Origin of the sequence: Sulfitobacter faviae (assembly GCF_029870955.1) — a bacterium.
In the GTDB taxonomy this organism is placed as follows: Bacteria; Pseudomonadota; Alphaproteobacteria; order Rhodobacterales; family Rhodobacteraceae; genus Sulfitobacter; species Sulfitobacter faviae.
Genome location: NZ_PGFQ01000001.1, coordinates 1,377,575 through 1,403,835 on the forward strand (window position 1 = coordinate 1,377,575; position 26,261 = coordinate 1,403,835).

A 26,261-nucleotide genomic window follows, 5' to 3' on the forward strand; every position below is an offset into this window, starting at 1 on the left:
GGGCGGAACCTGTTGAGAGGTTCTAGGTCCAATGGACGCCATCATAACGCATGGCCACGAAAAAGGGCGCCGGTTTCCCGGCGCCCTTCTCATTTACAAAAGCCGTGGCCCGATCAGCCGTCCTTGCGGCGGTTCTTGACCGGCGCCCAAAGCTTCTTGTTGGTCAGATAGAGCAGGACCGAGAGCAGACCCAGCAGAACAACCCCGGCAAAGCCAGCCTGTTTGCGTGCGCCCAGCTTCGGCTCGGCAGTCCACATCAGGAAGGCAGAGACATCCTCGGACATATGCTGCACGTCATTGGCATGCTCATCCGCGAACTCGACCAGCCCATCGGAAAGTGGGGGCGCCATGGCGATCCAGCCGCCGGGGAAAACGGTGTTCTCGTAAAGAACCGTGCCCGCCTGCTCTTTCTCTTTGCCGGTGTAGCTGGTCAGAAGCGCAGTGATATACTCCGGCCCGCCGATCCCTTTGAGGAACTGGTTGATGCCCAGACCATAGGGGCCGTGGAACGCGGCGCGTTTCTTGGCCATCAGCGAGAGGTCAGGTGCGTTCGGCAGGTTGGACCCGGGGAAGTGGTCAACCGGGGTGCCGGGACGGGTGTCGTCCAGCTCGGCGTCATAGACGTCATAGCCTTTGGCGTATTCGATCACCTGCTCTTCGGGCATGTTCGGACCGGTTTCGTCCGACAATGTCCGCATCGCGACATACTCCAGACCGTGGCAGGCCGCGCAAACCTCGGTGTAGATCTGCAGACCGCGCTGGAGCTGGTTTACGTCGTAACCGCCGAACGGACCATCGAAAGAGAAATCGATGTTGTCGATATGCGGTGTGGCGTGGGAATCGTCACCCTGATCGTCGTCACCGGCGTGATCTTCAGCGGCAGTTTCCTCGCCGTGGTCTTCCGCTTCCATGACACCCACGTTGGGGTCATCACTATGCGCCTGACCGGCAACATCGTCTTCGGCGATCACTTCGTTTTCAGCGTTTTCCTCGGCTGTCGATTGCGCTTCGTCCGTGGCTCCGACTTCTTCGGCAGGCGCTTCTTCGGCGTCTTCGGCAGAAACCTCTTCGGGCGCTTCCTCGGTGGCAGCATCCTCAGTGGCGGTTTCTTCGGCCGGGGCCTCTTCCGCTACTGGTGCTTCCTCGGCAGGCGCCGTTTCAGCCGGAGCTTCTTCGGTTGTCGCCTCTTCAGCTGGTGCGTCTTCAACCGGAGCCTCGGCAGCAGGTGCCTCTTCGGTTGCGGTGTCCTCAGCAGGGGCTGCCTCAACCGCGGGTTCGTCAGCCGGGGCCGCGTCGACCTCGGGTTCGGCTGCGGGCGCGTCAGTTTCAGCAGGTGCCTCTTCCGCCGCTGGCGCTTCAGCAGGCGCGGTTTCGGCTTCGGCCTCCGGCGTTTCCGCCGGAGTTGTTAGCAGTTCTTCTTCTGTCGCTGTGTCCTGCGCCAGCACCGCCGTCCCCGGCAGGGCAAGGCCCAGAGTTACCACGGCAGAAAGGAGGTTGGTCTTCATCATGGTCATGATCCTTATTCCGCCGGGTTCACAAGCGTCTTGGTGCCGCCTGCCTTGGGCGCGTAATGCGCGTCAAAGTCGGCTTCGATGGTTTCAGGCTGCGCCAGCGGCTTCTCGATCACGCCCAAGAGGGGCAGAATCACGAGGAAGTAGGCGAACCAATAGGCCGAAGCGATCAGTGAGAAGCTCGCATAGGGCTCTTCTGCGGGCATCGCACCCAGCCACATCAGGGCGAAGAAGTCGATCACCAGCAGAGCGAACCACCATTTGAACATCGGACGATACCGGCCCGAACGTACAGAGGATGTGTCCAGCCATGGCACCAGCGCCATCACGGCAATCGCACCGAACATCGCCAGCACGCCGAAGAACTTGGCGTCGATGATGCCACCGGTCACGAAGGACGCGATCTGCACAACCCAAACCTCAGAGGTGAAGGCCCGCAGGATCGCGTAGAAGGGCAGGAAGTACCATTCCGGCACGATGTGTGCAGGCGTCGCCAGAGCGTTGGCTTCGATGTAGTTGTCCGGGTGGCCCAGATAGTTCGGCATGAAGCCAACAACCGCGAAGAACAGCGTCAGGATCACGGCCAGCGCGAACAAGTCCTTGATCACGAAGTAGGGCCAGAACGGCAGCGTGTCTTTCTTGGCGTCTTCCTTCGAGGTGCGGCGCACTTCGACCCCGGTGGGGTTGTTGTTGCCGGTCGTGTGGAAGGCCCAGATGTGCAGCACCACAAGGCCCGCAATCACGAAGGGCAGCAGATAGTGCAGCGAGAAGAAGCGGTTCAGCGTCGCGTTATCAACCGCAGGTCCACCCAGCAGGAAGGTCTGCAGTGTTTCACCGACAAAGGGAACCGCGCCAAAGAGGCCGGTAATCACGGTCGCGCCCCAGAAGGACATCTGACCCCAAGGCAGAACATAGCCCATAAAGCCGGTGGCCATCATCAGCAGATAGATCAACATGCCGATGATCCATGTGATCTCACGCGGGGCTTTATAGGAGCCATAGTAGAGACCACGGAAAATATGCGCATAGACCGCGATAAAGAACAGCGACGCGCCGTTCATATGCAGATAGCGGATCATATAGCCGCCGTTCACGTTGCGCATGATGTGCTCAACCGACGAGAAGGCCAGATCGACATGCGGCGTGTAGTGCATCACCAGAACGATGCCGGTGATGATCTGCAGTGCCAGACAGAAAGTCAGCACGATGCCCCAGATCCACATCCAGTTCAGGTTCTTGGGCGTGGGGATCATCAATGTGTCGTACAAAAGGCCAACGATGGGAAGGCGGCGGTGCAGCCACTTTTCGCCGTTCGAATTCGGCTCGTAATGGTCGTGAGGAATTCCAGACATCTTTCTTCCGCTCCCTTAACCCAGTTTGATCGTGGACTCGTCCACGAATTCGGCGACAGGCACCGGCAAGTTGCGCGGCGCCGGCCCTTTACGGATGCGGCCCGCCGTATCGTAGTGCGACCCGTGGCAGGGGCAGAACCAGCCGCCAAAGTCGCCAGCATCACCCAAAGGCACGCAGCCAAGGTGCGTGCAGACGCCCATCTGAACCAGCCACTCGCCGTTTTCGTCCAATGCGCGGTTGGCGTCCGTGGCGGGCACGTCGCCGCCCAGGTTGGCATTCTGCGCGATGGGGTCAGGCAGGCTGGACACGTCGACAGCGCTTGCCTCTTCGATCTCGGCCTCGGTGCGGCGGCGAATGAACACCGGCTTGCCCAGCCATTTCACGGTCAGCTGCGTCCCGACTTCGACGCCGGACACATCCACACGAATGGACGACAGCGCCTTTACGTCGGCAGAGGGGTTCATCTGGTTGACCAGCGGCCAGACGGCGGCACCAACGGCGACGGCACCTGTACCGGCTGTCGCGTAATACAGGAAATCCCTCCGGGTGCCTGCGTGTTCTTCTGCTTGGGACACGGGTTTACTCCAATTCTTGGCCAACTTTGGCCGACAGACATAGGGGTGGCGTCACCTTGCCACCTGACTTCTCGCCGCTATCTACCGGGATGGACCGCGCCCGTCCAGATGTCAAAGCCGCGCATCTTGGATCAACCGCGCCACAACGCGGCAAAAATACCGCGATTGTGGCAATATCATTACGGCGCGCTTACTGCGGCGGCGCGGTATGGGTCATCGCGGGGCGCGAATCAAAGGCATCGAACCATGCCGCCAGATCGGGGTTTTCAGCCCGCCAATCCCGCGCACCATGGCGAAAATCGATATATCCCAAGGCGCAGCCAAGCGCGATTTGCCCCATGTCCAAAGGCCCGGCCAAATGCGCAGCCCATTGATTGTTAAGCGTCTTACAGGCCCGGTCGACCTTGCCCCACTGGCCTTCGACCCATTCTGACATGCGTTTGTCTTCGGGGCGCAGCTTGCCCTCATAGACCATAGCGAGCGCGGCATCGAGCATCCCATCCGCCGTGGCCTCCAGCGTCAAAGTGTCCCACCTGCTTGTGCCTTGGGGGTAAAGCCCCGCCCCGGCGCGGTCATCCAAATAGGCGCAGATCACCCGGCTGTCGTACAGCGTGCAGCCGTCTGGCCGCTCCAGCGCGGGCACTTTGGTCAGCGGGTTGCGCGCGGCAAAGCCCTCAGCCGGGGCCAGCGGCGTGCCCGATGTCGGCTCCAGCGCGACATCATCAAGCTGACCGGTCTCATGCAGCAGCACCATGACCTTGCGGACATAGGGCGAGGTTGGAGAATAAAATAGTTTCACGTGAAGTCCCCCCTTGGTTGCCCGCACTATTCAACGGCGCCGCGCCAGACGCAACGGCGATCACACCCCGCGCATCAGAGCCGCCATCACCGCCGGATCCGTACCGAACCCATGCGCCGCCATCTGCTCCGCCGCCGCCAGACGCACAGCCGCATCCTTGTTCTGGCCCAGCTTCCATGTGCCGTCGATCCCGGTGATGCGGATTTGGCAGGGCATGATCATGCGCAGCATCTTGTCCCGCGCCTCTGGGGTCATCTTGTCCATCTTCCACGGGGTCTTTGGGGCCAGCCGCGCCTCATAGATCGCCGATTGCCGTGCCAGCAGATCGGGCAGTTCCTCTGCCGGGCGAAGCTCTAGCGTGCCGGTCAGATGCACGGCCACATAGTTCCATGTCGGCACCTGATCCTCGATCCCGTACCAGTCGGGCGAGACATAGCTGTCGGCCCCCGTTACCGCCAAACGCACCGGCTGCGCGGTTTTCAGCGCCCGCGCGATGGGGTTTGAGCGCACCAGATGCAACTCGGCCAAATCCCCGGCGTCGTTCAGGATGAACGGCACATGCGCCATCAACGGCCCTTCCGCCCCATTGATCGCCAACACGCCAAAACCGACGTCACGGGCAAAGGCGAGGTTCCGGTCGCGGCCCTCTTTGCGGTAGATCGGATTGGGGTGCATGGTGCCTCCTATGCGTTTCTTTTGGTATTGCAGAGCCTTGCGCAACTTGGCAACCTGACATCATTCTCAGGGCGGGGCGAAATTCCCCACCGGCGGTAAGCGGTCTCCGCAAGCCCGCGAGCGGCCTTTTCGAAGGTGTCAGCAGATCTGGTGCGACTCCAGAGCCGACGGTCACAGTCCGGATGAAAGAGAATGCGAACAACGACGGGGGCGAAGCCCCGGTCTTTGCGCGTGATCGCCTTGGGTGGACGTGTCTGAACCTAAAGGAGATCACCATGACACAAGAACGTTCCGCCCGTTTCGCCTTTGTGCGTGCAAGCTGGCATGCGGATATCGTCGACCGCGCCTATGACGGGTTTACCGAAGTTATTGACGCCGCGCAGGTGGAAAGCTTTGCCGTTCCCGGTGCCTTTGAACTGCCGCTCATGGCGCAGCGTCTGGCCAAGACCGGGCGCTACGACGCCGTGATCTGCGCGGCCTTCGTGGTGGATGGCGGCATTTACCGGCATGACTTCGTAGCGCAGACGGTGGTCGATGGGCTGATGCGCGTGGGGCTCGACTGCGACCTGCCGGTGCTGTCGGTCTCGCTCACACCGCACCACTATCAGGAAACGGATCATCACAACGCGATCTACCGCGATCATTTCGTCACCAAGGGCCGCGAGGCTGCGCAGGCCGCCCTTGGCATGACCCAGGCGCTTGAGACGTTTTCTTCAAAAGAAAACGCCCCGGAAATTTCAAAAATTTCCGCCGCCTAGCCGAGATAGGCGCGCAGGGCCGGGGGCGGGTTGTCGAGCAATTCCGCCGCCGGTCCCGGCGCATGAGCGCGCCCGCCTTCGACAAAGATCACCTCATCCGCGATGCGGCGCACGTCATCGGGCGCATGGGTCACCATGATCAGTCCCGCCCCCGTCTCTCGGGCGAGGTCTTGGACCAAATCCAACATCTCGACTCGCAGCGCCGGGCCGAGCGCGGCGAAGGGCTCGTCCAACAGCACCCAAGGCCGCGCCTGCACCAGCACCCGCGCCAGCGCCACGCGGCTTTGCTGCCCACCCGAGAGCGCGCCGGGGCGTTTGGCGGCGTGATCGCTGAGCCCCACCCGCGCGAGGGCCGCATCGACGGCCTCCCGATCCGCCGCTTTCAACCGCAGGTCGGGGCGCAGGCCAAGGCCGACGTTCTGCCGCACGGTGAGATGTGGGAACAGGTTATTATCCTGAAACAGCATCGTCATGCCGCGCTGGCCGGGATGTTGATCCGTGATCTCCTCCCCCTCCCGCAGCAGCCGCCCCGCCGCCACCGGCACGAACCCACAGATTGCCGCCAGCAAGGTCGACTTGCCCGACCCCGAGGGGCCGATTACCGCGTAGTTGCGCCCCTGCGCCAGTGTCATATCGGCCACGAGGCTGAAATCGCCCCGCTCAATGCGCATTTCCTCAAGCGTCAGCATGCCAGCGCCCCCATTTGTCGCAGATGAAAAACACCGCCAGTGCCAAGACCAGCAAAAGCAGCGCCGCGCCCGCCGCGGCCTCCATCCGGTAGGCGCCCATCAGACGATACATCTGCAAAGGCAGCGTCGCACGTTCCTGATCGGCGAAAAGCGCGATCACGCCGAGATCCCCCACCGAGAGCGCCCCCGTCAGCCCGGCGGCAAAGCCCAGTTGCGGGCGCAGACGCGGCAGGACCAGCAGCCGCCACAGCGCCCAGCCCGTCATGCCGAGGGTCTGGGTCAGGGGGCCATAATCCTGCAAGGTCTCGCGCAGGCGCGGCACCAGAATGCGCAGCACGAAAGGCAGCGCCATCAGCGCGTTGACCAAGGCGGTGACCGGCAGGCTCAGCCGTGCCGGGTCCAGCACAGGGTTGATCAGGATGAACCACCCCGTGCCGATCATCAGCGGAGAGGCCGCAAGCCCCATCAGGCCAATCGCCTCCACCCCGCCGCGCCGCCGGGTGGCGATCCAGCCTGCCATCGGCAGCGCCAGCAGGGCCAGCACCGCCACGCTCAACCCCGCCACCAGAATGCTATTCCCGGTGGCCTGCCAGACCGAGGCAGGCAGTTCCGCGACCCCCGCCAGCCCGCGCAGCACCACGGCCCCAGCGGCAGCAGCAAAAACAGCGCGGCGAGCGCGATCACCACCCCGTCCAACGCCCGCTGCGCGCCGCCCCGCGCATCCCAGCGGCGCAGGGGGCGGTCCAACCCGCCGCCCAAGCTGATCGGCGGGATCAACCAAAGCGCCGCCACCGCCGCAGCGCCAGCCAGAACAAGCTGCACCACGGACAGAAGCGCGGCGCGCCCCAGATCAAAGTCAAACCGAAAGGCCTGATAGATCGCCAATTCAATCGTCGTCGCCCGCGGCCCACCGCCCAGCGTCAGGGCCACGGCGAAGCTGGTCAGGCAAATCACGAAAATCAGCGCCGCCACACCGGGCAGCACCTGGCGCAGCATTGGCCATTCCAGCGCCAGAAACAGCGCCCGCGGCGTCATCTGGAGTTGCCCCGCGAGCCGAAACCGCTCGGACGGGATGCTCTGCCAGCCTTGCAGCAAAAGCCGCGTCGCCAGCGGCAGATTGAAGAAGACATGCGCCAGAACCACACCATGCAGCCCGTAGATCGACACCGGCGGCAGGCCCAGAGCCGCGCCAAATTGGTTCAGTACCCCCGAACGGCCAAAGACCGTCAGCAGCCCCAGCACCGCCACGATCACCGGCAGAATGAAGGGCGCGCCCAGCAGCGTGATCAGCGCCCCGCGCCCCCAGAACCGCCGCCGCGCCAATGCCCGCGCCACCGGCACGGCCAGCAACACCGAAAGCACCGCCGACCAAACCGCCTGTGTCGCGGTAAACCGCACCGCCGCCCAATCTGCCGGGCCGAGCCCTGCGCCCACATCGGCCGCCGCGAAAACGGCGACCAAAGCGGCAAGGATCAGCCCCGCCACCAGCGCGGCGGCGAAAAGCCCCGACTTGCCGCTTAACGCGACAGCGCGGTCAGCCATTCGTCCAAAGCCTCATCACGGAGCGCGGGGACATCGCCGTTCGGCACCAACAGCGCCTTGCCGGGCTGGATCATGCCTTCGAACCCTGCGGGCAGACCGCCTTCGGGCGTCACGGCGGGATACATCCAGTTGGTCGTCGGCAGCACCGATTGCGCGGCATCAGAGACGAGGTATTGCAAGAACCGATCCGCCAGTTCCGGCTGATCCGACCCGGCAAGCTTCCCCGCCACTTCGATCTGCATGTAATGACCCTCGTCGAACAGCGCCGCGGTCTTGCTGTCATCCTCCTCCGCGATCAGGTGATAGGCCGGAGAGGTGGTGTAGCTCAGCACCATGTCGGCCTCGCCTCCGAGGAAGAGACCGTAGGCTTCGGACCACCCTTTGGTCACGGTCACGACGTTGTCGGCCAGCCCCGCCCAAACCTCGGGCGCGTCCTCGCCGTAGGCCGCTTTGACCCACATCAGCAGCCCCAAACCCGGCGTCGAAGAGCGCGGGTCTTGGATCACGATTTTCAGATCGCTCTCGGCCAGCGCTTTGAAATTGCCGGGCGCGTCCAGATCGGTGCCGTGGACAAAGGCGAAATAGCCCCAGTCATAGGGCACGAAAACTTCGTCTTCCCAAGTGATCGGCAGGTCATAGTCGGCCTGCAACCCGCTCGGCGCGAACAACCCGGTCTCTTTCGCGGCGGCGATCAGGCTGGTGTCCAGCCCCAGCACGATATCCGCGTCGGACCGTGCGCCTTCAAGCTTGAGCCGCGCCAAAAGGGCCGCACCGTCGCCCATGCCGACGAATTTCAGGTCGCAGCCGCATTCGGCCTCGAACCCCTCTTCGATGGCCGGACCCGGCCCCCATTCGGTGACGAAACTGTCGTAGGTATAGACCGTCAGTTCAGGCGTCTCGGCCCATGCGGCCGATGCGCCCAAGACGCCCGCAGCAAGTGTAAGATACTTCATCGCATCCTCCTTTTGCGGCGAAAGGTAAAAGGTGGATGTCTGTCCTGACCTTCCCTCCGCCGGTGTTAACCGGTTCAGGTTCAACGGGTCCGCACAACATGCACATCTCAGCCCAAAGGCCCCCGAGGTAGCGTCAGGGGTAGATCGGACCTGCACAATTGGCAAGGCAAATCCCCTTGAGGCAGGGCGCTGCCCCGGCTAAGGGTTTGACAACAGGAGGTCCGCCCATGTCGATCAACAGCTTTGGCCATCTTTACCGGGTCACCACATGGGGCGAGAGCCACGGGCCCGCCCTTGGGGCGACCATCGACGGCTGCCCCCCTGGCGTGCCGATTGACGAGGGCATGATCCAACAGTGGCTCGACAAGCGCAAACCGGGCCAGAACAAATACACCACACAGCGGCGCGAAGCGGATGAGGTGCGGATCCTGTCGGGCACCTTTGAAGGGGTCACCACCGGCACGCCGATCCAGTTGATGATCGAGAACACCGATCAACGCTCGAAAGACTACGGCGACATCAAGGACAAGTTCCGCCCCGGTCACGCCGATATCACCTATTTCCAGAAATACGGCATCCGCGACTATCGCGGGGGTGGCCGTTCCTCGGCCCGGGAGACCGCCGCGCGGGTGGCGGCGGGCGGTCTGGCGCGTGAGGCGATCAAAGCGCTGGTGCCGGCGCTTCAGATCACCGGCTACATGGTGCAGATGGGGCCGCATAAGATCGACCGCGAAGCGTTCGATTGGGACCAGATCGACCAAAACCCCTTTTGGGTGCCGGATGCCAAAGCAGCGGCGGACTGGGCCGACTACCTCGACGGGCTGCGCAAATCGGGCAGCAGCGTCGGCGCGATCATCGAAGTGACGGCGCGCGGCGTGCCTGCGGGCCTCGGCGCGCCGGTCTATGGTAAGCTCGACACCGATCTGGCCGCCGCGATGATGAGCATCAATGCCGTCAAAGGCGTGGAGATCGGCGAGGGCATGTCGGCGGCGATGCTGACGGGCGAATTGAACGCCGATGAGATCACCATGGGGCCCGATGGGCCGGAATATTCCTCGAACCACGCGGGCGGCATCTTGGGCGGGATCAGCACCGGGCAGGATGTGGTGCTGCGTTTCGCGGTGAAGCCGACCTCCAGCATCCTGACCACGCGGCGCACGATCACGAAACAGGGCGAAGAGACCGAGATCATCACCAAGGGCCGCCACGATCCCTGCGTCGGCATCCGCGCAGTGCCGGTGGGCGAGGCGATGATGGCCTGCGTGCTGCTGGATCACCTGCTGCTGCATCGCGGACAGATTGGCCAGAACCGCGGCATAATCGGCCCTGAGGCGTGAGGATCAAAGCATGAAAGTCGATGATTTCTCCGCCCGCCCCGCCCTTGGTGTCGGACTGAAAATCACGGCGATCCTGCTTTTCACCTGCATGTCCGCGATCATCAAATCGCTGGCCGACGAGGTCCCCGCCGGGGAGTCGGTCTTCTTCCGCTCCTTCTTTGCCATTCCGGTGATCCTGATCTGGCTGGCGCAGCGCGGCAAATTGAAAAGCGGGCTAAAGACGCAAAACCCGATGGGCCATGTTTGGCGCGGGCTCTTCGGCACCACGGCGATGGGGCTGACCTTTACCGGCCTCGGCCTGCTGCCCCTGCCCGAGGTCACGGCCATCGGCTTTGCCACACCGATTTTCACCGTCATCCTCGCTGCCGTATTGCTGGGCGAGAAAATCCGGCTGATCCGCGTGAGTGCCGTGGCGATTGGGTTGGTGGGGGTGATGATCATCCTTTGGCCGCGATTCACCAGCATCGGCACGATGGAGCAGACAGCCACCATCGGCGCGTTGCTGATCCTGATGGCGACAATGGTGCGCAGCCTCGTGCAGATCCACATTCGCCAATTGGTGCAGAACGAAGATACCGCCGCGATCGTCTTTTACTTCTCCTGCACCGCCTCCTTGCTGGCGCTCTGCACCCTGCCCTTCGGCTGGGTCATCCCCGATCTGCAAACCTTTGGCCTGCTGGTCCTCGCCGGGCTGATCGGCGGGGTGGCGCAAATCCTGATCACCTCGGCCTACCGCTTTGGCTCAGCCTCGATGCTGGCCCCCTATGACTATACCTCGATGCTTTTCGCCATCTTGCTGGGCTATGTCTTCTTTGCCGAACTGCCTACGATGATGATGCTGGCGGGCGCGGCGCTGGTGATCAGCGCGGGCGCGTTGGTGATCTGGCGCGAGCGGCAGTTGGGGATGGAACGGGGCAAGGCGCGGTCTGTCACCGATCCCAAAGCGTGATCGAATGCGGGCTTTCGCCCGGCCCGGCCTCTCCCTATGGTGCCCCAAAACCGGATAGAGGAGATGACCGATGAGCGACGCGGATCCGAAAGATCACAAGGAAAAGATGCAGCAGCGTCAGGCCGAGCAGCGCGCCAAGGTGGCCGAGTTGCAAGACCCGGACAAGGGTCTGGTGCTGGTCCATACCGGGCCGGGCAAGGGCAAATCCTCTTCTGCTTTCGGCGTGGTGGTGCGCGCGCTTGGCTGGAAACAGCGCGTCGGCGTGGTGCAGTTCATCAAGGGCAAATGGAAAACCGGCGAACGATTGTTCTTTGAACGGTTGGATGAGGTGACATGGCACACGATGGGCGAAGGTTTCACTTGGGACACCCAAGACCGCAACCGCGACATCGCCGCCGCCGAGGCCGCATTCGGCAAGGCGCGCGAGATGATGGAGAGCGGCGACTATGACCTTGTGGTGATGGATGAGATCAACATCGCCATCCGCTATGAATACCTCAAGATCGAAGATGTGATCGCCGGGCTCGACGCGCGCGACAAGCGCACCGCCGTGGTGCTGACAGGCCGTGACGCCCGGCCCGAGCTTTGCGACTATGCCGATCTGGTGACCGAAATGTCCGAGGTCAAACACCCGTTCAAAGCGGGCATCAAAGCACAGCGCGGCGTCGACTACTGAAACGAAAAGGATCGCCCGCTTCCGGGCGATCCTCTCACTGTGCCATGCGGAGGGCGCTTAGATCGTCGCGCCCTTGGGGTCGAGCGTCACCGAGTAAAGCTCGGTATCGGCGCGGTCCATCAGACGCACTTTCATCTGCTGGGTCTTGGCGTCGATATCGACCAAGCCAAAGAATTGCAGACCGGCGGAGGGCGGCAGGTTCACCTGACCTTCTTCGGGGGCTTTGACGTATTTCAACTCGGGGCCAAAGGTGCCGTCCAATTCGTTCGGGCCAAAGGTGCCCGCGTGCAGCGGGCCCGACACAAACTCCCAGAACGGGTCAAAGTCCTGAAACTGCGCTTTGTCGGGGTTGTAGTAATGCGCGGCGGTGTAATGCACATCCGCCGTGAACCAGACCACGTTGTCGACCTGCGCGGTCTTGATGAAACGCAGCAGCCCCGCGATCTCTTGCTCGCGGCCCTTGGCGGCGCCATTGTCGCCATTGGCAACCGCCTCGGCCCCGCCGCCGACGACCAGACCGATGGGCATGTCGCAGGCGATGACCTTCCATGTGGCCGCCGAATTGGTCAGCTCACGCTTGAGCCATGCCATCTGCTCGGCCCCGAGGATATCGGTGGCCTGCGACATCTCGGTCTGCATGTTCTCGCTGTTCGGCCCCGGTAGCTGCGCAGGTCGAGGAAGAAGACATCCAGAATCGGACCGTAGTTGATCTTGCGGTAGACCCGGCCCGGCTCGGCGGGGGTGATGCGCAGCGGGGTCATCTCATGGAAGGCCTGCGAAGCGCGGGCGGCAAGGACATGGATCGACTTCTCGCTATAGCGGTCGTCTTCCATCAGGCTGCGCGAGGAGGACCAGTTGTTCACGACCTCATGGTCGTCCCACTGCATGAAGGTCGGCACATGGGCGTTCATCTCGCGCACATGGTCGTCCATCAGGTTGTATTTCCACTGACCGCGGTATTCGTCCAGCGTCTCAGCCACCTTGCGTTTCTCGTCGATGATGGTGGTGTTCTTCCACATCGTGCCGTCGTCAAGCTGCACCTCATCCTCAAGCGGGCCATCGGCATAGATGGTGTCACCGGAATGCAGGAAGAAGTCGGGCGGTGTTTGGCCATGGTCGCATAGGTGCGCATGCCCTCATCGTCGATGCCCCAGCCCTGACCAGCGGTGTCACCGGACCAAGCAAAGCGCACGTCGCGGCGCGCGGTGGGCGCGGTGCGAAACTGGCCGATGATCGGCTCGGAAGTGGCATTGATGTCGCTCAGGTCCGCAGCGGTGAAGCGGTAAAAGATATCCTGATCCGAGGGCAGCCCTTCGACCAGACGTTTCACCGCCAGATCGTGGTTCGGCAACGCGTTCATCGGCGCAAGCTGGCGCGCGTTATCAAAGCTCTCGGTGGTGGAGATTTCGACCTGCACCCGTGCCGGGCGGTCGGTGCGGGTCCAGATCATGCCGGACTGCGTGTCGACATCGCCCGATTGCACCCCATGGGTAAACACCGGGCGTGAGGCTGCACGGCTGAGGCTGGGCATGGCAAGGCTTGCGGCAAAGGCGGTGGAGCCCGCCAGCACAGCGCGACGGGTCGGGCGGATCAGTTTGGTCATCGTGAGCTTCCTCTGAGGGTGGCGATGGCGGCACAGAACCCCCGGCGCGTGACAGATGGCCGACAGCTGCGTGACTCTTTGGCAAAGCTTTGGTGACAGCGCGATGACGTGTTACCAAAATCCGTACCCCATTTTCATTCCGTAACATTTTGATTGAACCGAATCGCCCCGATGTGTAGATTGCGGTGCAACAACAGGAGACCCCATGCAGGCATTCATCTGCGACGCGCAGCGCACCCCCATTGGCCGTTACGGCGGCGCCCTCTCTTCGGTTCGCGCCGATGATCTGGCCGCCGTGCCGCTGAAAGCGCTGATGGAGCGGAACCCTTCCGTCGACTGGGCGCGCGTCGATGACGTGATCATGGGCTGCGCCAATCAGGCAGGCGAAGATAACCGTAACGTGGCGCGTATGGCGTCGCTATTGGCTGGCCTGCCGGTCGAGGTGCCGGGTGCGACGATCAACCGTCTCTGCGCCAGCGGGATGGACGCCGTGGGCGCTGCCGCCCGGGCGATCCGCGCGGGCGACATGGACCTCGCCATCGCGGGCGGGATTGAGAGCATGTCGCGCGCGCCCTTCGTGATGCCCAAGGCCGAAACCGCCTTTTCGCGCAACAACGCCGTCTATGACACCACCATCGGCTGGCGCTTTGTGAACCCGAAGATGAAGGCTGAGTTCGGCGTCGACTCGATGCCCGAGACCGCCGACAACGTCGCCGCCGACCATGACGTGTCGCGCGAAGATCAAGACGCCTTCGCCGCACGTAGCCAGGAACGCTATGCCGCCGCAGCCGAGAAGGGCGTCTTCGCCGAGGAGATCGCCCCGGTCACCATTCCGCAGCGCAAGGGCGAGGACGTGGTCATCGACAGCGACGAACACCCCCGCCCCGGCACCACGTTGGAGAAACTGGGCAAGCTGCGCGGCATCAATGGCGCCGACCTGACCGTGACCGCGGGCAATGCCTCGGGCGTGAACGACGGTGCCGCGGCGATGCTGCTGGCCTCCGAGGCGGGCGTGAAGGACCACGGCCTGGCCCCCATCGCCCGCGTCGTGGCCATGTCGGCGGCGGGCGTCGAGCCGCGCGTCATGGGCATCGGCCCGATCCCGGCGGTGCGCAAGGTGCTGGACCGCGCGGGCCTGACGATCGAGCAGATGGACGTGATCGAGCTTAACGAAGCCTTCGCGAGCCAAGGCCTCGCCACGCTGCGCGCGCTTGGCGTGCCGGATGACGCACCCCATGTAAATGCCAACGGCGGCGCCATCGCCATCGGCCACCCGCTTGGCATGTCCGGCGCACGTCTGGTGATGACGGCGGCGCTGCAGCTCAAGCGGACGGGCGGCAAATACGCGCTATGTACCATGTGTGTGGGCGTGGGTCAGGGCGTTGCCCTGATCCTCGAAAACGCAGGCTGACACTTCTTTCCTCGAAAGGAACGGACCGATGTATGCACAGATGATCAAATCCACCGGCAAGGGCGTCAAATCCCTCGACGAGATGGACCCCGACGAGCGCGCCTTTCAGGAACGCATCGACGCGGGCGGCAAGATCGAGCCCAAGGACTGGATGCCCGACGGCTATCGCAAGAACCTGATCCGCCAGATCGGACAGCATGCGCATTCCGAGATCGTGGGCCAGTTGCCGGAAGGCAACTGGATCACCCGCGCCCCGACGTTGGAGCGCAAGGCGATCCTTCTGGCCAAGGTGCAGGACGAGGCCGGGCACGGCCTCTACCTCTACTGCGCGGCGGAAACGCTGGGCGTGACCCGAGACCAGATGACCCGCGACCTCCTTTCGGGGAAGATGAAGTACTCCTCGATCTTCAACTATCCGACCCTGACATGGGCCGACATGGGTGCCGTCGGCTGGCTCGTCGATGGTGCCGCGATCATGAATCAGGTGCCGCTGCAGCGCACCTCCTACGGGCCCTACGCCCGCGCCATGGTCCGCATCTGCAAGGAAGAAAGCTTCCACCAGCGCCAAGGCTTCGACATCATGATGAAGATGGCCAATGGCACGCCCGCCCAGCGCAAGATGGCGCAAGACGCGCTCAACCGCTTCTGGTTCCCGGCGCTGATGATGTTCGGCCCCTCGGACAAGGACTCGGTCCATTCCGCGCAGTCGATGGCGTGGAAGATCAAGATGAACACCAATGATGAGTTGCGTCAGAAGTTCGTCGACGAGACGGTGCCGCAGGCCGAATACCTTGGCCTCACGATCCCCGACGAGACACTGAAGTTCAACGAAGAGACTGGCCACTACGACTTTGCCGAGCCGGATTGGGAAGAGTTCTTTCAGGTGCTCAAGGGCAATGGCCCGTGCAACACCGAACGGCTGGCGGCGCGCAACATGGCTTGGGACGAAGGCCGCTGGGTGCGCGAGGGGCTTTTGGCCCACGCCGAGAAAAAGCGCAGCAGACAAATGGCAGCGGAGTAAGCGACATGAGCAGCCCTGAATCCAGCGAATACAAAGGCACCGAAGCCGCCCCCCACGGCGACGCACGGCCCACCGAATGGCCCCTGTGGGAAATCTTCATCCGCGGCCAGCACGGGCTGAGCCATCGCCATGTCGGCAGCCTGCATGCGGCGGACGCGGAAATGGCGATCAAGAACGCCCGCGACGTCTATACCCGCCGCAACGAAGGCGTGAGCATCTGGGCGGTCGAAGCCAGCGCCATCGCCGCCTCCTCGCCCGAGGAGAAAGGCGCGCTTTACGAGCCCGCCAACGACAAGGTTTACCGCCACCCGACCTTCTACGACATTCCCGACGAAGTGGGGGCGATGTGAGCGGCACCGATCCCAAGTTCGAATTCCTCTGCCGGATGGGCGACAACGCGCTGGTGCTTGGCCACCGCGTCTCGGAATGGTGCGGCGTGGCGCCGGTGCTGGAAGAGGACATCGCGCTGGCCAACGTGGCGCTCGACCTGATCGGTCAGACGCAGCTTTGGCTCGGTCTGGCGGGCGAGGTCGAAGGCGAAGGCCGCGATGCGGACAAGCTCGCCTTTCACCGCGATGTCTGGGACTTCCGCAATGTCCTGCTGGTGGAACAGCCCAACGGCGATTTCGGCCAGACCATGATGCGGCAGTTCCTCTTTGACGCCTGGCATCTGGCACAGCTCACCGCGCTGATCGATTCCAGCGACAAGCAGATCGCCGCCATCGCCGAGAAGTCCGCGAAGGAAGTGACCTATCACCTCGAACGCTCCTCCGACACGGTGATCGGCCTTGGCGACGGGACCGAGGAAAGCCACCGCCGAATGCAGGCGGCGCTCGACCTGCTTTGGCCCTATGTGGGCGAGATGTTCATTGGCGATGATGTCGACGCCGCCATGGCCGAAGCCGGCATCGCACCCGATCCGGCGAGCATGCGCAAAAGCTATGACCAACTGGTCGGCGACACGCTGCAGGCGGCGACGCTGACCAAGCCCGAGGATGACTTTGCCCATAGGGGCGGGAAAAGCGGCGCGCGGCACAGCGAACATCTGGGCCATATGCTGACCCAGATGCAGTGGCTGCAACGCGCCTACCCGGACGCCACATGGTGAAACCCGCCCCCCACAGCCGGCCCGCCCCCGCGCCGGTGCCGGGGTGGTGCGCCGGCCCGCTTCGCGCGGCCCCGCCCGCGGCGAAAAGCCATCGGTCGAGACGGTCTGGGCGTGGCTCTCCGCGATCCCGGACCCCGAGATCCCCGCGATTTCGCTCACCGATCTGGGCATCATCCGCGATGTGGCATGGCACGGCGACACGCTGGTCGTCACCATCACGCCGACCTATTCAGGCTGCCCCGCCACCAGCATCATCAACCTCGACATCGAGACGGCGCTGCACGGCCACGGGATCGAAAAGCTGGAGCTGAAGCGCCAACTCTCCCCGCCTTGGACCACCGAATGGATGAGTGACACCGGCCGCGCCAAGCTTGAAGCCTACGGCATCGCGCCGCCGCGCCCCGCCGGCGGGCCGCAGCACTGCCCGCACTGCCAATCGAAAGCGGTGGAGCGGATCAGCCAGTTCGGCTCGACCCCCTGCAAGGCGCAATGGCGGTGCTTGGACTGCCTTGAACCCTTTGACTATTTCAAATGTATCTGAGGCCCCGATGAGCCAGTTTCACCCCCTCACCGTCACCGACATCCACCACACCATCCGCGATGCCGTGGTGCTGACGCTGAAGCCGGAAGACCCCGACGCCTTCGCCTTCACCCAAGGCCAGTACCTGACCTTCAAACAGGATTTTGACGGCACCGAGCTGCGCCGCAACTATTCGATCTGCGCAGGGTTGGACGACGGCGAGTTGAAGGTAGGGATCAAACGCGTCGATGGCGGGGCCTTCTCGACCTATGCCAATACCGAGCTCAAGGTCGGCGACGTGCTGCACGCCATGCCGCCGCAGGGCAAGTTCTTCACCCCGATCGAACCTGAGGTGGCCAAGAACTACCTCGGCTTCGCGGGCGGCTCGGGCATCACCCCGGTGCTGTCGATCCTGAAGACGGTGCTGAAACGCGAGCCGAAGTCGACCTTCACACTGGTCTATGCCAACCGCGCGGTGAACACGATCATGTTCCGCGAGGAACTCGAAGACCTCAAGAACCGATACATGGGCCGCCTGACGGTGATCCACATCCTCGAATCCGGGCAGGACATGGAGCTTTTCGAGGGCCGGGTCGATCAGGACAAATGCAACGCGCTGTTCAAGCACTGGATCCAGATCGACACCATCGACACCGCCTTCATCTGCGGACCGGAACCGATGATGCTGGCCATCGCCGAGGCGCTGAAGACCAATGGGCTGGGCGAAGAGCAGATCAAGTTCGAACTGTTCAGCGAAAGCCAGCAGGGCCGTTTGGCGAAACAGGAAATGGCCAAGCGCAGCGAGGGCCAGAAGGGCACCGAGATCACCGTCATCATCGACGGCGCGCGGCGCAGCTTCACCATGCAGAAGGGGCAATCGGTCCTCGAAGCGGCGCTGGAGAACGGGCAGGAGGCGCCGTTCTCCTGCAAGGCCGGGGTCTGTTCGACCTGCATGGGCAAGGTGCTGGAAGGCGAGGTCGAGATGATCTCGAACCACGCGCTGGAGGATTACGAAGTCGAACGCGGCTACGTGCTGACCTGCCAAAGCTACCCGCTGAGCGACAAACTCACCATCGACTACGACACCCACTGAAGGAGCCGACATGCGCGATATCCACAGTTACGCCGCCGGCGAATGGCTGGCCCCCGGGGCCGGCGCCCGCAACATCGCCAGCGCCATCACCGGCGAGGTGATCGCGCAGGCCGGCAACGACGCACTGGACGCGGGCGCCATGCTGGGCTTTGCCCGCGAACACGGCGGCCCTGCCCTGCGCGCCATGACCTTCCACGACCGCGCGCGCATGTTAAAGGCGCTGGCGCTGCATCTGATGGAGCATAAACAGGCGCTTTATGATCTGAGCTACGACACCGGGGCCACGCTGTCGGACCACAAGATCGACGTCGACGGCGGCATCGGCACCATGCTGGTCTTCGCCTCCAAGGGCCGGCGCGAGATGCCAGACGCCCATGTCTACCTCGACGGCGCACCCGAGCAACTGGGCCGCGAGGGTCAGTTCATGGGCCGCCACATCTGCAGCCCGCTACAGGGCGTCGCCGTGCATATCAACGCCTTCAACTTCCCGGTCTGGGGTATGTTGGAGAAGCTCGCCCCCACCCTGCTTGCCGGCGTGCCGGCGATCGTGAAACCGGCCACCGCCACCTGCTATGTGACCGAACTTTGCGTGCGGCTGATGCTGGACAGCGGGCTGCTGCCGAAGGGTGCTTTGCAATTCGTGAGCGGCGGCTTGGGCGATATGCTCGACCTGCTCGGCTGTCAGGATGCCGTGGCCTTCACCGGCTCCGCCGACACCGCGCTGAAGCTGCGCGGCAATCCGAAGCTCATGGAAAACTCCGTGCGCTTCACCTCCGAGCAAGACAGCCTGAATGCCTCCGTCCTCGGCCCCGATGCGGTGCCGGGCACGCCAGAGTTCGACCTTTTCGTCAAGGAAGTGCAGCGCGAGATGACCGCCAAGGCGGGGCAGAAATGCACCGCCATCCGCCGGATCATGGTGCCGCACGCGCAGATCGACGCGGTGATTTCGGCCCTGTCCGAGCGCCTCGCCAAGACCACCATCGGCGATCCCCGCGCCGAGGACACCCGCATGGGCGCGCTGGTCTCGGGCAGCCAGAAACGCGATGTGTTGGAGAAGGTCGGGCTGCTAAGCGCCGAGGCCGAGCGCGTTTTCGGCGACCCCGACAACTTCACCGTGAAGGGTGCCGACCGCGACAAGGGCGCCTTCCTGCCGCCGATGCTGTTCCACTGCGCCGACCCCGATGCCGCCGAGCGCGTGCATGACACCGAGGCTTTCGGCCCCGTCTCCACCCTCATGCCCTACCGCGATCTCGCACACGCCACACAGCTTCTGAACCGCGGCCAAGGCTCGCTGGTGGCGTCGATCATCACCAATGACGGCGAGGTGGCGCGCGAGTTGACGATGGGCTCCGCGGCCTTCCACGGACGGCTCTACTTTAACAACCGCAAATCTATGGCTGAGGCCACGGGCCACGGCTCCCCGCTGCCGCATATGGTGCATGGCGGACCGGGCCGCGCGGGCGGCGGCGAGGAGCTGGGCGGCGTGCGCGGCGTGATGCATTACATGCAGCGCACCGCGGTGCAGGGCAGCCCCGACATCCTCACCGCCATCGGCAAGCAATGGGTGCCGGGCGCCGAGGAGATCACCGACCGCGCCCATCCCTTCACCCGCCGCTTCACCGAGCTTGATCTGGGCGAGACTTTCCATTCGCCCACCCGCGAGGTCACGCTCGAGGATATCGAGACCTTCGCCCATTTCACCGGCGACACCTTCTATGCCCACATGGATGACGAGGCCGCCGCCGCGAACCCCTTCTTCCCGGGGCGCGTGGCCCATGGCTACCTGCTCTTGAGCTTTGCCGCGGGCCTCTTCGTGCAGCCCGACCCCGGTCCGGTGCTGGCCAACACCGGCCTCGACAACCTGCGCTTCCTCGAACCGGTCTCGGCGGGCGACAGCATCAAGGTGCGGCTCTCGGTCAAGCACAAGACGCCGCGCAACGCGGAATATGGCGAGGTGCGCTGGCATGTGACCCTGACCAACCAGCGTGAGGAGGCGGTCGCAGAATACGACCTGCTGACGATGAATGCCGTCTGACCACGCGCCCTCGGTCGTCGCGGCACTCGCTGGCCTTGGCGGTCAGCGGGTCTGGTCGCTGATGGTCAGCCTCTTCGGCGATCTGGCACAGGGACAGGGCGACGCAATCGAAGGGCCGGTGCTGTCGCAGATCATGGCCGCGCTCGACGTGCGGCCCGAGGCAAGCCGCGTGGCACTGCACCGGCTGCGCAATGACGGCTGGCTACAATCGGTCAAGGCCGGGCGCATCAGCCAGCACAGCCTGACCGCCCAAGGCCGCGCGGAAAGCGCTGCCGCCAGTCCGCGCATCTACGCCGCGCCGCCGGACCTGTCGGAACCTTGGCAGATGGTCGTGACCGAGGAGAACGGGCGCGAGACCGACAACGCCCTGCGAGAGGCGGGGTTCATCGCCGTCCTGCCCCGCGCTTACGTCGGGCGCGCCGAGAGCGCAGCCCCCACGGGATGCCTTACCCTGCCCGGCACGCCGCCGCCCGAGTGGCTGCGCCGCGCAGTGGAACCCGCCGAGCTTGAGGGTGACTATGACGCGCTCTTGGCCGCGCTTACGGCCTTGGATGCCGAGCTTCCCGCGCCAGAGCAACTCACCCCCTTGGACGTCGCGGTCTTGCGCTGCCTGATCGTGCACAATTGGCGGCGATTGGTGCTAAAGCATCCCGCCCTGCCCGGCGGGCTGATCCGCCCCGAATGGTCCGGCTACCGCTGCCATTTGCTGGTCGACCGCCTGCTGCGCCGCTACCCGCGCCCCGCATTGCAGGATCTGGCCACCGCCTGACGCGGCGCAAAGCCCCGCTTTCCCATGCCGGACAAGCACGATATAGACGTGCTCATGACAAATTTCCTCTATCAGAACGACCTGCCGGATGACCTCGACCTTGGGCCGATGGTCGCGATTGATTGCGAAACGATGGGGCTGCATCCGCATCGCGACCGGCTTTGTGTCGTGCAGCTTTCGGGCGGCGATGGTCACGCGCATCTGGTGCAGGTCGCCAAGGGCCAGACCGAGGCACCGAACCTCTGCGCGCTGCTGGAAAATCCTCATGTGCTGAAGCTGTTCCACTATGGCCGCTTCGACATTGCCGCGATGCTCAACACCTTTGGCGCCACCGCGACGCCGGTCTATTGCACCAAGATCGCCAGCCGACTGGTGCGCACCTATACCGACCGGCACGGGCTGGCGAAGCTTTGCCAAGAACTTCTGAGCGTCGATATCTCGAAACAGCAGCAATCCAGCGATTGGGGGGCCGAAGAGCTGACCCAAGCGCAGATCGACTATGCCGCCTCTGACGTGCTTTACCTGCACCGGCTGCGCGATGAACTTAACAAACGCCTGATACGCGAAGGCCGGATGGACATGGCGCAGGCCTGTTTCGATTTCCTGCCCATGCGCGCCCGGCTGGATCTGGAGGGATGGCCGGACACGGACATCTTCGCACACGCATGAACACACCTTTCCTCGACACCGCCCGCCGGGTGATCCGCTGCGAAGCCGAGGCGCTGACCCTGCTGGCCGACAGCCTTGATGACCGCTTTCGCGCCGCGGTTGACCTGATGCGCACCTGCAAGGGCCGCGTGATCGTCACCGGCATCGGCAAGTCGGGCCATATCGGCAATAAGATCGCGGCGACACTAGCCTCCACCGGCACGCCCGCGCAATTCGTCCACCCGGCCGAGGCGAGCCACGGCGATCTGGGCATGATCACCGCCGCCGATGTGGTGCTGGCGATTTCCAACTCCGGCGAAGCGCCGGAGCTTGCCAACCTCATCGCCTATTCGCGTCGCTATGCCATTCCGCTCATCGGCATCACCAGCCGCGCCGAGAGCAGCCTTGGCCGCCATAGCGACGTGGTGCTGGAACTACCCCGCACGGCAGAGGCTTGCGGCACCGGCGTGGTGCCCACCACCTCGACCACGCTGACGCTGGCGATGGGCGATGCCGTGGCCGTGGCGCTGATGGAGAACCGCGCCTTCACCGCCGAGCATTTCCGCGACTTCCACCCCGGCGGCAAGCTGGGTGCAAGGCTGAGCCGCGTGGCCGATCTGATGCATGTGGGTGACAAGCTGCCGCTGGTCACCGCCGACGCCCCGATGCCCGAGGCGCTGAGCGAGATCAGCCGCAAGGGCTTTGGCGTGGTCTGCGTCATCGATGCGGAAGGCGCGCTGGCCGGGATCATCACCATGGGTGACCTCGCCCGGCATCTGGATGGCTTGATGACCATGACCGCCCGCGACGTCATGACCCCCGCGCCCGTGACCATCACCCCCGACGAACTGGCCGAAAAGGCCGTGGGCGTGATGAACAGCCGCAAGATCACCTGCCTTATCGTGACCGACCCCGCGCAGAACGACGGCAAATCGCCCATCGGGCTGCTGCATATCCACGACTGCCTGCGCGTCGGACTGGGGTGACGCCGGATGAAGGGGGATCGCCACTCTCGCGTCGTGTCGTGGCTGAAAGTGCTCTTTCCGCTGATCGCGCTGGCGCTGCTATCGACCCTATTCCTGCTGTCGCGGGCGATTGAACCGCAAGCCGTGATCCCCTTCGCGGACAAAGAGGTCCAAGAACGGCTGCGCGACCAGCAGATCACCGGCCCTTTCTATTCCGGCACCACGGCGGATGGCGATCTGATCTCATTCTCTGCCGAGAAACTGACCACCCCGGCGGGGAGACCGGCACCAATGAAGCCGAGGAGATCGAGGCCACGCTAGACTTGGAGGGCGGCGCCCAGATCAAGCTCCACTCCGACAGAGGGCGGTTCGACACCGGCGCAGAGGCGGCGGAACTGGCGGGCGATGTGCGGGTTAGCACCTCAACCGGCTACGAAATCCTGTCCGAGCGGATGATCTCGAACCTCACCACGCTGGACCTGCAATCGCCTGGCCCGGTCCAAGCCACCAGCCCCGCGGGCGAGATCACCGCCGGCAGCATGGCCATCACCAACCGGCAGAACAGCGCCGGATCGCAATTGCTTTTCACAAAGGGTGTGAAACTGATATACACGCCGCAAGCAACGAAAGAGTAACTGCCTTGAGACACTTGTTTATTTTGATGCTGCCGCTGTTTTTCGCGCTGCAGGCCGCCCCTGTCTCTGCACAGTCTGCCAATGTCGCCTTCGGCGCGCTTGAGCAAGACACCAGCCAACCCGTCGAGGTGACCGCCGATAACCTGTCGGTCGACAATGCCACGGGCACCGCCGTCTTCACGGGCAATGTATTGATTTCTCAGGGTGAAATGACCCTTTCCGCCGGTAAGGTCGAGGTCGTCTATCGCGCCTCGGATCAGGGCATCGCCAAGCTGGAGGCCACCGGCGGCGTGGTCTTGGTCGCGGGGGAGGACGCCGCTGAATCGCAGCGCGCCGATTACGACATCGACGCTGGCACCTTGGTAATGCGCGGCGACGTGCTGATGACCCAGGGCCCCAGTGCACTGAGCGCGCAGGAAATGACAGTGAACCTGGACGACGGCACGGCGCAGATGTCGGGCGGCGTGAAGACCATTTTGCAGCCCGGCAGCGACAACTGATGCCGCCCGAGCTGAAAGTCGCCGGGGGCGATTCCGGCCTGCGCATTCAGCATCTGCGCAAGTCTTACCGCAAGAAAGCGGTGATCCGCGACTTTTCGATGGCGCTCGACCGGGGGGAGGTCGTGGCGCTTTTGGGGCCGAACGGCTCGGGCAAGACGACCACTTTCTACGCGGTGGCCGGTCTGGTCACGCCCGAAGGCGGGCGTGTCACCGTGGACGGCAAAGACGTGACCACCCTGCCCATGTACCGCCGCGCGCAGCTTGGCATCGGCTATCTGCCGCAGGAGATGAGCATTTTTCGCGGGCTGTCGGTGCAGGACAACATCAGCGCGATCCTCGATATTAGGGTCAAACACCGCCACCAGCGCCGCGAACGGCTGGAAGAGTTGCTGACCGAATTTTCCATCGAACACCTGCGCCGCGCACCTGCCCTGGCGCTATCAGGCGGGGAGCGGCGCCGGGTGGAAATCGCCCGCTGTCTGGCCGCTAACCCGAACTATCTGCTGCTTGATGAACCCTTTGCCGGGGTCGATCCGATCTCGGTCGGGGACATTCGGCAACTGGTTGCCGACCTCAAGAAGCGCGGCATCGGGGTGCTGATCACCGACCACAATGTGCGCGAAACCCTAGAGATCGTGGACCGTGCCTATATCCTGCATGAGGGCAAAGTTCTGATGTCTGGAACGCCCGAAGAAGTTGTGCAAAACGAGAATGTGCGCCGTGTCTACCTTGGCGATAATTTCCGTATTTCCTAAGACTTAGCGCGTTTTTCCGGGTCTTCCAGCCCTCGGCAAAGCCTTGCTCGCACGATGCGGAAAACCGCTCTGATTGTAGCGATAAAAGGATAGCACGCGCATCGGCGGCATTGACTTTCAAACCGAAACGCGGCCTCATTGAGCTATGGTGACATCGCGTTCCTGTTTGATCCTGCATCGCCCTTCCCGCGAAGGAACGGTCAAAATCATCCTGGTCGCAGCGCCATTCCTCCATATCTGAAAGTTGTCGCGCTCCACGCATGTGGACCGTTTGGCAATGTTCGGAACAAGAAAGACAAGGAGACGATATGCGGTATCAGATCAGTGGCAAACAGATCGACATTGGCGACGCGCTTCGGACACATGTCCGGACCGAACTGGACGAGGCGGTCAGCAAATATGCCGAACGCCCGACAGATGCGATGGTGGTGTTTTCCAAAACGGGCCACGAATTTGCCTGCGAGGCGACCGTGCATCTTTCCACCGGTCTTAATGCGTCGGCCAAGGCCAAGGCGACAGAGATCTATGCCGCCTTCGACAGCTGCTGCGAAAAGATGGAAAAACAGCTGCGCCGCTATAAGCGCCGCCTGAAGGACCATCACAAAGAACGCGCCGAACCGGTTGAACTTCTGGGGGCGTCCTCCTATATCCTCGCGTCAGACAGCGATTCAGATGCGCAGGAACCTGATACCCTCCAACCCATGATCATTGCAGAGATGCAGACGAAGGTGCCAACTTTGTCTGTCGGCGAAGCGGTGATGCAGATGGAATTGTCGGGCGATCCGGTGCTATTGTTTCGCAAGGAAGGCCAGGAAGGGATGAATGTCGTGTACCGCCGCGAAGACGGCAACATCGGCTGGATCGACCCTTCGTAACCCACGGCGGTAACTTCCGCCACAGAGCAGGGCGAGCGGAATGGATTTCGGCAAACTCCTCAAGCCAGAGGCCGTGAAGGTTTTGACTTCGGCTTCGAGCAAGAAGCGTCTGATGCAGGATATCGGCGAACTCGCCCAGCAAGCCTATGGGCTGCCGGCCGGCCAAGTGGTAGACGCGCTGATGACGCGCGAAACCCTTGGGCCGACCGGCGTGGGCCACGGTGTCGCCCTGCCCCACGCGCGGATTGACGGGATCGACAAGGTCGTCGGTGCCTTCGTGCTACTGGACAAACCGATTGATTTTTCCTCGGTCGACCGGCAACCGGTCGACGTGGCCTTTGCCCTCTTCGCCCCCGAAGATGCGGGGGTGGAGCATCTCAAAGCGCTGGCACTGGTGGCCCGCACACTGCGCGACACCAGCATCTGCACCAAGCTGCGGTCGAACCCCGACCCGGCCACGCTTTACACCATCCTGACCGAAGACAAGGCCGATAAGGCCGCCTGAT

General features: G+C 63.5%; 28 protein-coding genes, 2 pseudogenes and 2 riboswitches. Of the genes and pseudogenes, 20 read left to right on the forward strand and 10 right to left on the reverse strand.

Annotation, left to right across the window (positions count from 1 at the left end; all coding sequences use genetic code 11):
* Positions 1–113: 113 nt before the first annotated feature.
* The 5 genes from CUR85_RS20110 to CUR85_RS07180 form a co-directional block, all read right to left on the reverse strand.
* Complete coding sequence (locus CUR85_RS20110) at positions 114–1,508, reverse strand: cytochrome c1 (protein WP_331711022.1); 1,395 nt, start codon at positions 1,506–1,508, stop codon at positions 114–116.
* A gap of 11 nt (positions 1,509–1,519) precedes the next feature.
* On the reverse strand, positions 1,520–2,863 hold the full coding sequence (gene petB, locus CUR85_RS07165; RefSeq protein ID WP_067265773.1) for a cytochrome b: 1,344 nt from the start codon (positions 2,861–2,863) through the stop codon (positions 1,520–1,522).
* Between the two features lie 15 nt (positions 2,864–2,878).
* Positions 2,879–3,439 (reverse strand): ubiquinol-cytochrome c reductase iron-sulfur subunit, encoded by a 561-nt coding sequence (petA, locus tag CUR85_RS07170; protein ID WP_067265776.1) that lies wholly within the window; start codon positions 3,437–3,439, stop codon positions 2,879–2,881.
* 190 nt (positions 3,440–3,629) lie between these two features.
* Positions 3,630–4,238 carry a glutathione S-transferase gene (locus CUR85_RS07175; RefSeq protein WP_067265778.1) on the reverse strand — a complete coding sequence of 203 codons (609 nt, stop codon included), beginning with the start codon at positions 4,236–4,238 and terminating at the stop codon, positions 3,630–3,632.
* Between the two features lie 60 nt (positions 4,239–4,298).
* The gene (locus CUR85_RS07180; protein WP_067265779.1) at positions 4,299–4,913 is read right to left on the reverse strand and encodes an FMN-binding negative transcriptional regulator; all 615 of its coding nucleotides are present in this window, start codon (positions 4,911–4,913) and stop codon (positions 4,299–4,301) included.
* A gap of 58 nt (positions 4,914–4,971) precedes the next feature.
* Positions 4,972–5,111, forward strand: a riboswitch (FMN riboswitch).
* A gap of 77 nt (positions 5,112–5,188) precedes the next feature.
* On the opposite strand from CUR85_RS07180, the gene CUR85_RS07185 reads away from it, so the two are divergent.
* Complete coding sequence (locus tag CUR85_RS07185; protein ID WP_067265801.1) at positions 5,189–5,671, forward strand: 6,7-dimethyl-8-ribityllumazine synthase; 483 nt, start codon at positions 5,189–5,191, stop codon at positions 5,669–5,671.
* Here the strand turns inward: CUR85_RS07185 and CUR85_RS07190 are convergent.
* The 3 genes and pseudogenes from CUR85_RS07190 to thiB form a co-directional block, all read right to left on the reverse strand.
* Positions 5,668–6,360, reverse strand: a complete 693-nt coding sequence (locus CUR85_RS07190) for a thiamine ABC transporter ATP-binding protein (RefSeq protein WP_067265780.1) — start codon at positions 6,358–6,360, stop codon at positions 5,668–5,670. The two genes, CUR85_RS07185 and CUR85_RS07190, sit on opposite strands and share 4 nt — an antisense overlap.
* Positions 6,347–7,902 (reverse strand): annotated as a pseudogene (locus CUR85_RS07195) (thiamine/thiamine pyrophosphate ABC transporter permease ThiP). The gene CUR85_RS07190 and the pseudogene CUR85_RS07195 overlap by 14 nt, the downstream one beginning before the upstream one ends.
* Positions 7,878–8,855 carry a thiamine ABC transporter substrate binding subunit gene (gene thiB, locus CUR85_RS07200; protein WP_067265784.1) on the reverse strand — a complete coding sequence of 326 codons (978 nt, stop codon included), beginning with the start codon at positions 8,853–8,855 and terminating at the stop codon, positions 7,878–7,880. Before thiB ends, CUR85_RS07195 begins: the two are co-directional and overlap by 25 nt.
* Before the next feature lie 34 nt (positions 8,856–8,889).
* Positions 8,890–8,990, reverse strand: a riboswitch (TPP riboswitch).
* A 92-nt stretch (positions 8,991–9,082) separates the two neighbouring features.
* On the opposite strand from thiB, the gene aroC reads away from it, so the two are divergent.
* The 3 genes from aroC to cobO all read left to right on the forward strand — a co-directional run bounded on the left by aroC (position 9,083) and on the right by cobO (position 11,817).
* A complete protein-coding gene (gene aroC / locus CUR85_RS07205; RefSeq protein WP_067265786.1) occupies positions 9,083–10,192 on the forward strand; it encodes a chorismate synthase in 1,110 nt (369 codons plus the stop codon).
* A gap of 10 nt (positions 10,193–10,202) precedes the next feature.
* Positions 10,203–11,141 (forward strand): DMT family transporter, encoded by a 939-nt coding sequence (locus tag CUR85_RS07210; RefSeq protein ID WP_067265788.1) that lies wholly within the window; start codon positions 10,203–10,205, stop codon positions 11,139–11,141.
* Between the two features lie 70 nt (positions 11,142–11,211).
* Positions 11,212–11,817 (forward strand): cob(I)yrinic acid a,c-diamide adenosyltransferase, encoded by a 606-nt coding sequence (gene cobO, locus CUR85_RS07215; RefSeq protein ID WP_067265789.1) that lies wholly within the window; start codon positions 11,212–11,214, stop codon positions 11,815–11,817.
* A gap of 57 nt (positions 11,818–11,874) precedes the next feature.
* Here cobO and CUR85_RS07220 read toward each other — a convergent pair.
* Together CUR85_RS07220 and CUR85_RS07225 are read right to left on the reverse strand one after the other, a co-directional pair.
* Positions 11,875–12,863: pseudogene (locus CUR85_RS07220) on the reverse strand (alkaline phosphatase D family protein); the annotation flags it as partial.
* Positions 12,749–13,420 (reverse strand): PhoD-like phosphatase N-terminal domain-containing protein, encoded by a 672-nt coding sequence (locus CUR85_RS07225; RefSeq protein ID WP_343245417.1) that lies wholly within the window; start codon positions 13,418–13,420, stop codon positions 12,749–12,751. The pseudogene CUR85_RS07220 and the gene CUR85_RS07225, both read right to left, overlap by 115 nt.
* Before the next feature lie 205 nt (positions 13,421–13,625).
* On the opposite strand from CUR85_RS07225, the gene pcaF reads away from it, so the two are divergent.
* From pcaF to CUR85_RS07305, 16 genes are all read left to right on the forward strand, one after another.
* Positions 13,626–14,831, forward strand: a complete 1,206-nt coding sequence (gene pcaF / locus CUR85_RS07230) for a 3-oxoadipyl-CoA thiolase (RefSeq protein WP_067265794.1) — start codon at positions 13,626–13,628, stop codon at positions 14,829–14,831.
* 28 nt (positions 14,832–14,859) lie between these two features.
* Positions 14,860–15,852, forward strand: coding sequence for a 1,2-phenylacetyl-CoA epoxidase subunit PaaA (gene paaA, locus CUR85_RS07235; protein WP_067265797.1), 993 nt, complete (start codon positions 14,860–14,862; stop codon positions 15,850–15,852).
* 5 nt (positions 15,853–15,857) lie between these two features.
* The gene (paaB, locus tag CUR85_RS07240) at positions 15,858–16,202 is read left to right on the forward strand and encodes a 1,2-phenylacetyl-CoA epoxidase subunit PaaB (RefSeq protein ID WP_231886377.1); all 345 of its coding nucleotides are present in this window, start codon (positions 15,858–15,860) and stop codon (positions 16,200–16,202) included.
* A 35-nt stretch (positions 16,203–16,237) separates the two neighbouring features.
* Positions 16,238–16,960: a 1,2-phenylacetyl-CoA epoxidase subunit PaaC gene (gene paaC, locus CUR85_RS07245; protein ID WP_067265812.1), complete on the forward strand. Its 723-nt coding sequence runs from the start codon at positions 16,238–16,240 to the stop codon at positions 16,958–16,960.
* 46 nt (positions 16,961–17,006) lie between these two features.
* On the forward strand, positions 17,007–17,501 hold the full coding sequence (paaD, locus tag CUR85_RS07250) for a 1,2-phenylacetyl-CoA epoxidase subunit PaaD (protein ID WP_209273846.1): 495 nt from the start codon (positions 17,007–17,009) through the stop codon (positions 17,499–17,501).
* A gap of 7 nt (positions 17,502–17,508) precedes the next feature.
* Positions 17,509–18,573, forward strand: coding sequence for a 2Fe-2S iron-sulfur cluster-binding protein (locus tag CUR85_RS07255; RefSeq protein ID WP_067267638.1), 1,065 nt, complete (start codon positions 17,509–17,511; stop codon positions 18,571–18,573).
* Between the two features lie 10 nt (positions 18,574–18,583).
* Positions 18,584–20,608 carry a phenylacetic acid degradation bifunctional protein PaaZ gene (paaZ, locus tag CUR85_RS07260; RefSeq protein WP_067267640.1) on the forward strand — a complete coding sequence of 675 codons (2,025 nt, stop codon included), beginning with the start codon at positions 18,584–18,586 and terminating at the stop codon, positions 20,606–20,608.
* Entirely contained in the window at positions 20,598–21,377 is a 780-nt protein-coding gene (locus CUR85_RS07265; protein WP_067267642.1) for a PaaX family transcriptional regulator C-terminal domain-containing protein, read from the forward strand. The genes paaZ and CUR85_RS07265 overlap by 11 nt, the downstream gene beginning before the upstream one ends.
* A 54-nt stretch (positions 21,378–21,431) precedes the next feature.
* Entirely contained in the window at positions 21,432–22,046 is a 615-nt protein-coding gene (locus CUR85_RS07270) for a ribonuclease D (protein ID WP_067267658.1), read from the forward strand.
* The gene (locus tag CUR85_RS07275; protein ID WP_067267643.1) at positions 22,043–23,011 is read left to right on the forward strand and encodes a KpsF/GutQ family sugar-phosphate isomerase; all 969 of its coding nucleotides are present in this window, start codon (positions 22,043–22,045) and stop codon (positions 23,009–23,011) included. The genes CUR85_RS07270 and CUR85_RS07275 overlap by 4 nt, the downstream gene beginning before the upstream one ends.
* A 33-nt stretch (positions 23,012–23,044) precedes the next feature.
* Positions 23,045–23,311 carry a hypothetical protein gene (locus tag CUR85_RS07280; protein WP_280322485.1) on the forward strand — a complete coding sequence of 89 codons (267 nt, stop codon included), beginning with the start codon at positions 23,045–23,047 and terminating at the stop codon, positions 23,309–23,311.
* Between the two features lie 2 nt (positions 23,312–23,313).
* Complete coding sequence (gene lptC / locus CUR85_RS07285) at positions 23,314–23,625, forward strand: LPS export ABC transporter periplasmic protein LptC (protein WP_280322488.1); 312 nt, start codon at positions 23,314–23,316, stop codon at positions 23,623–23,625.
* A 26-nt stretch (positions 23,626–23,651) separates the two neighbouring features.
* A complete protein-coding gene (lptA, locus tag CUR85_RS07290) occupies positions 23,652–24,125 on the forward strand; it encodes a lipopolysaccharide transport periplasmic protein LptA (protein WP_280322490.1) in 474 nt (157 codons plus the stop codon).
* On the forward strand, positions 24,122–24,880 hold the full coding sequence (gene lptB, locus CUR85_RS07295; protein ID WP_136720275.1) for an LPS export ABC transporter ATP-binding protein: 759 nt from the start codon (positions 24,122–24,124) through the stop codon (positions 24,878–24,880). Before lptA ends, lptB begins: the two co-directional genes overlap by 4 nt.
* Positions 24,881–25,188: 308 nt before the next feature.
* The gene (gene hpf, locus CUR85_RS07300) at positions 25,189–25,755 is read left to right on the forward strand and encodes a ribosome hibernation-promoting factor, HPF/YfiA family (protein ID WP_067267651.1); all 567 of its coding nucleotides are present in this window, start codon (positions 25,189–25,191) and stop codon (positions 25,753–25,755) included.
* 40 nt (positions 25,756–25,795) lie between these two features.
* Positions 25,796–26,260: a PTS sugar transporter subunit IIA gene (locus CUR85_RS07305; protein WP_067267653.1), complete on the forward strand. Its 465-nt coding sequence runs from the start codon at positions 25,796–25,798 to the stop codon at positions 26,258–26,260.
* Position 26,261: the final 1 nt, after the last annotated feature.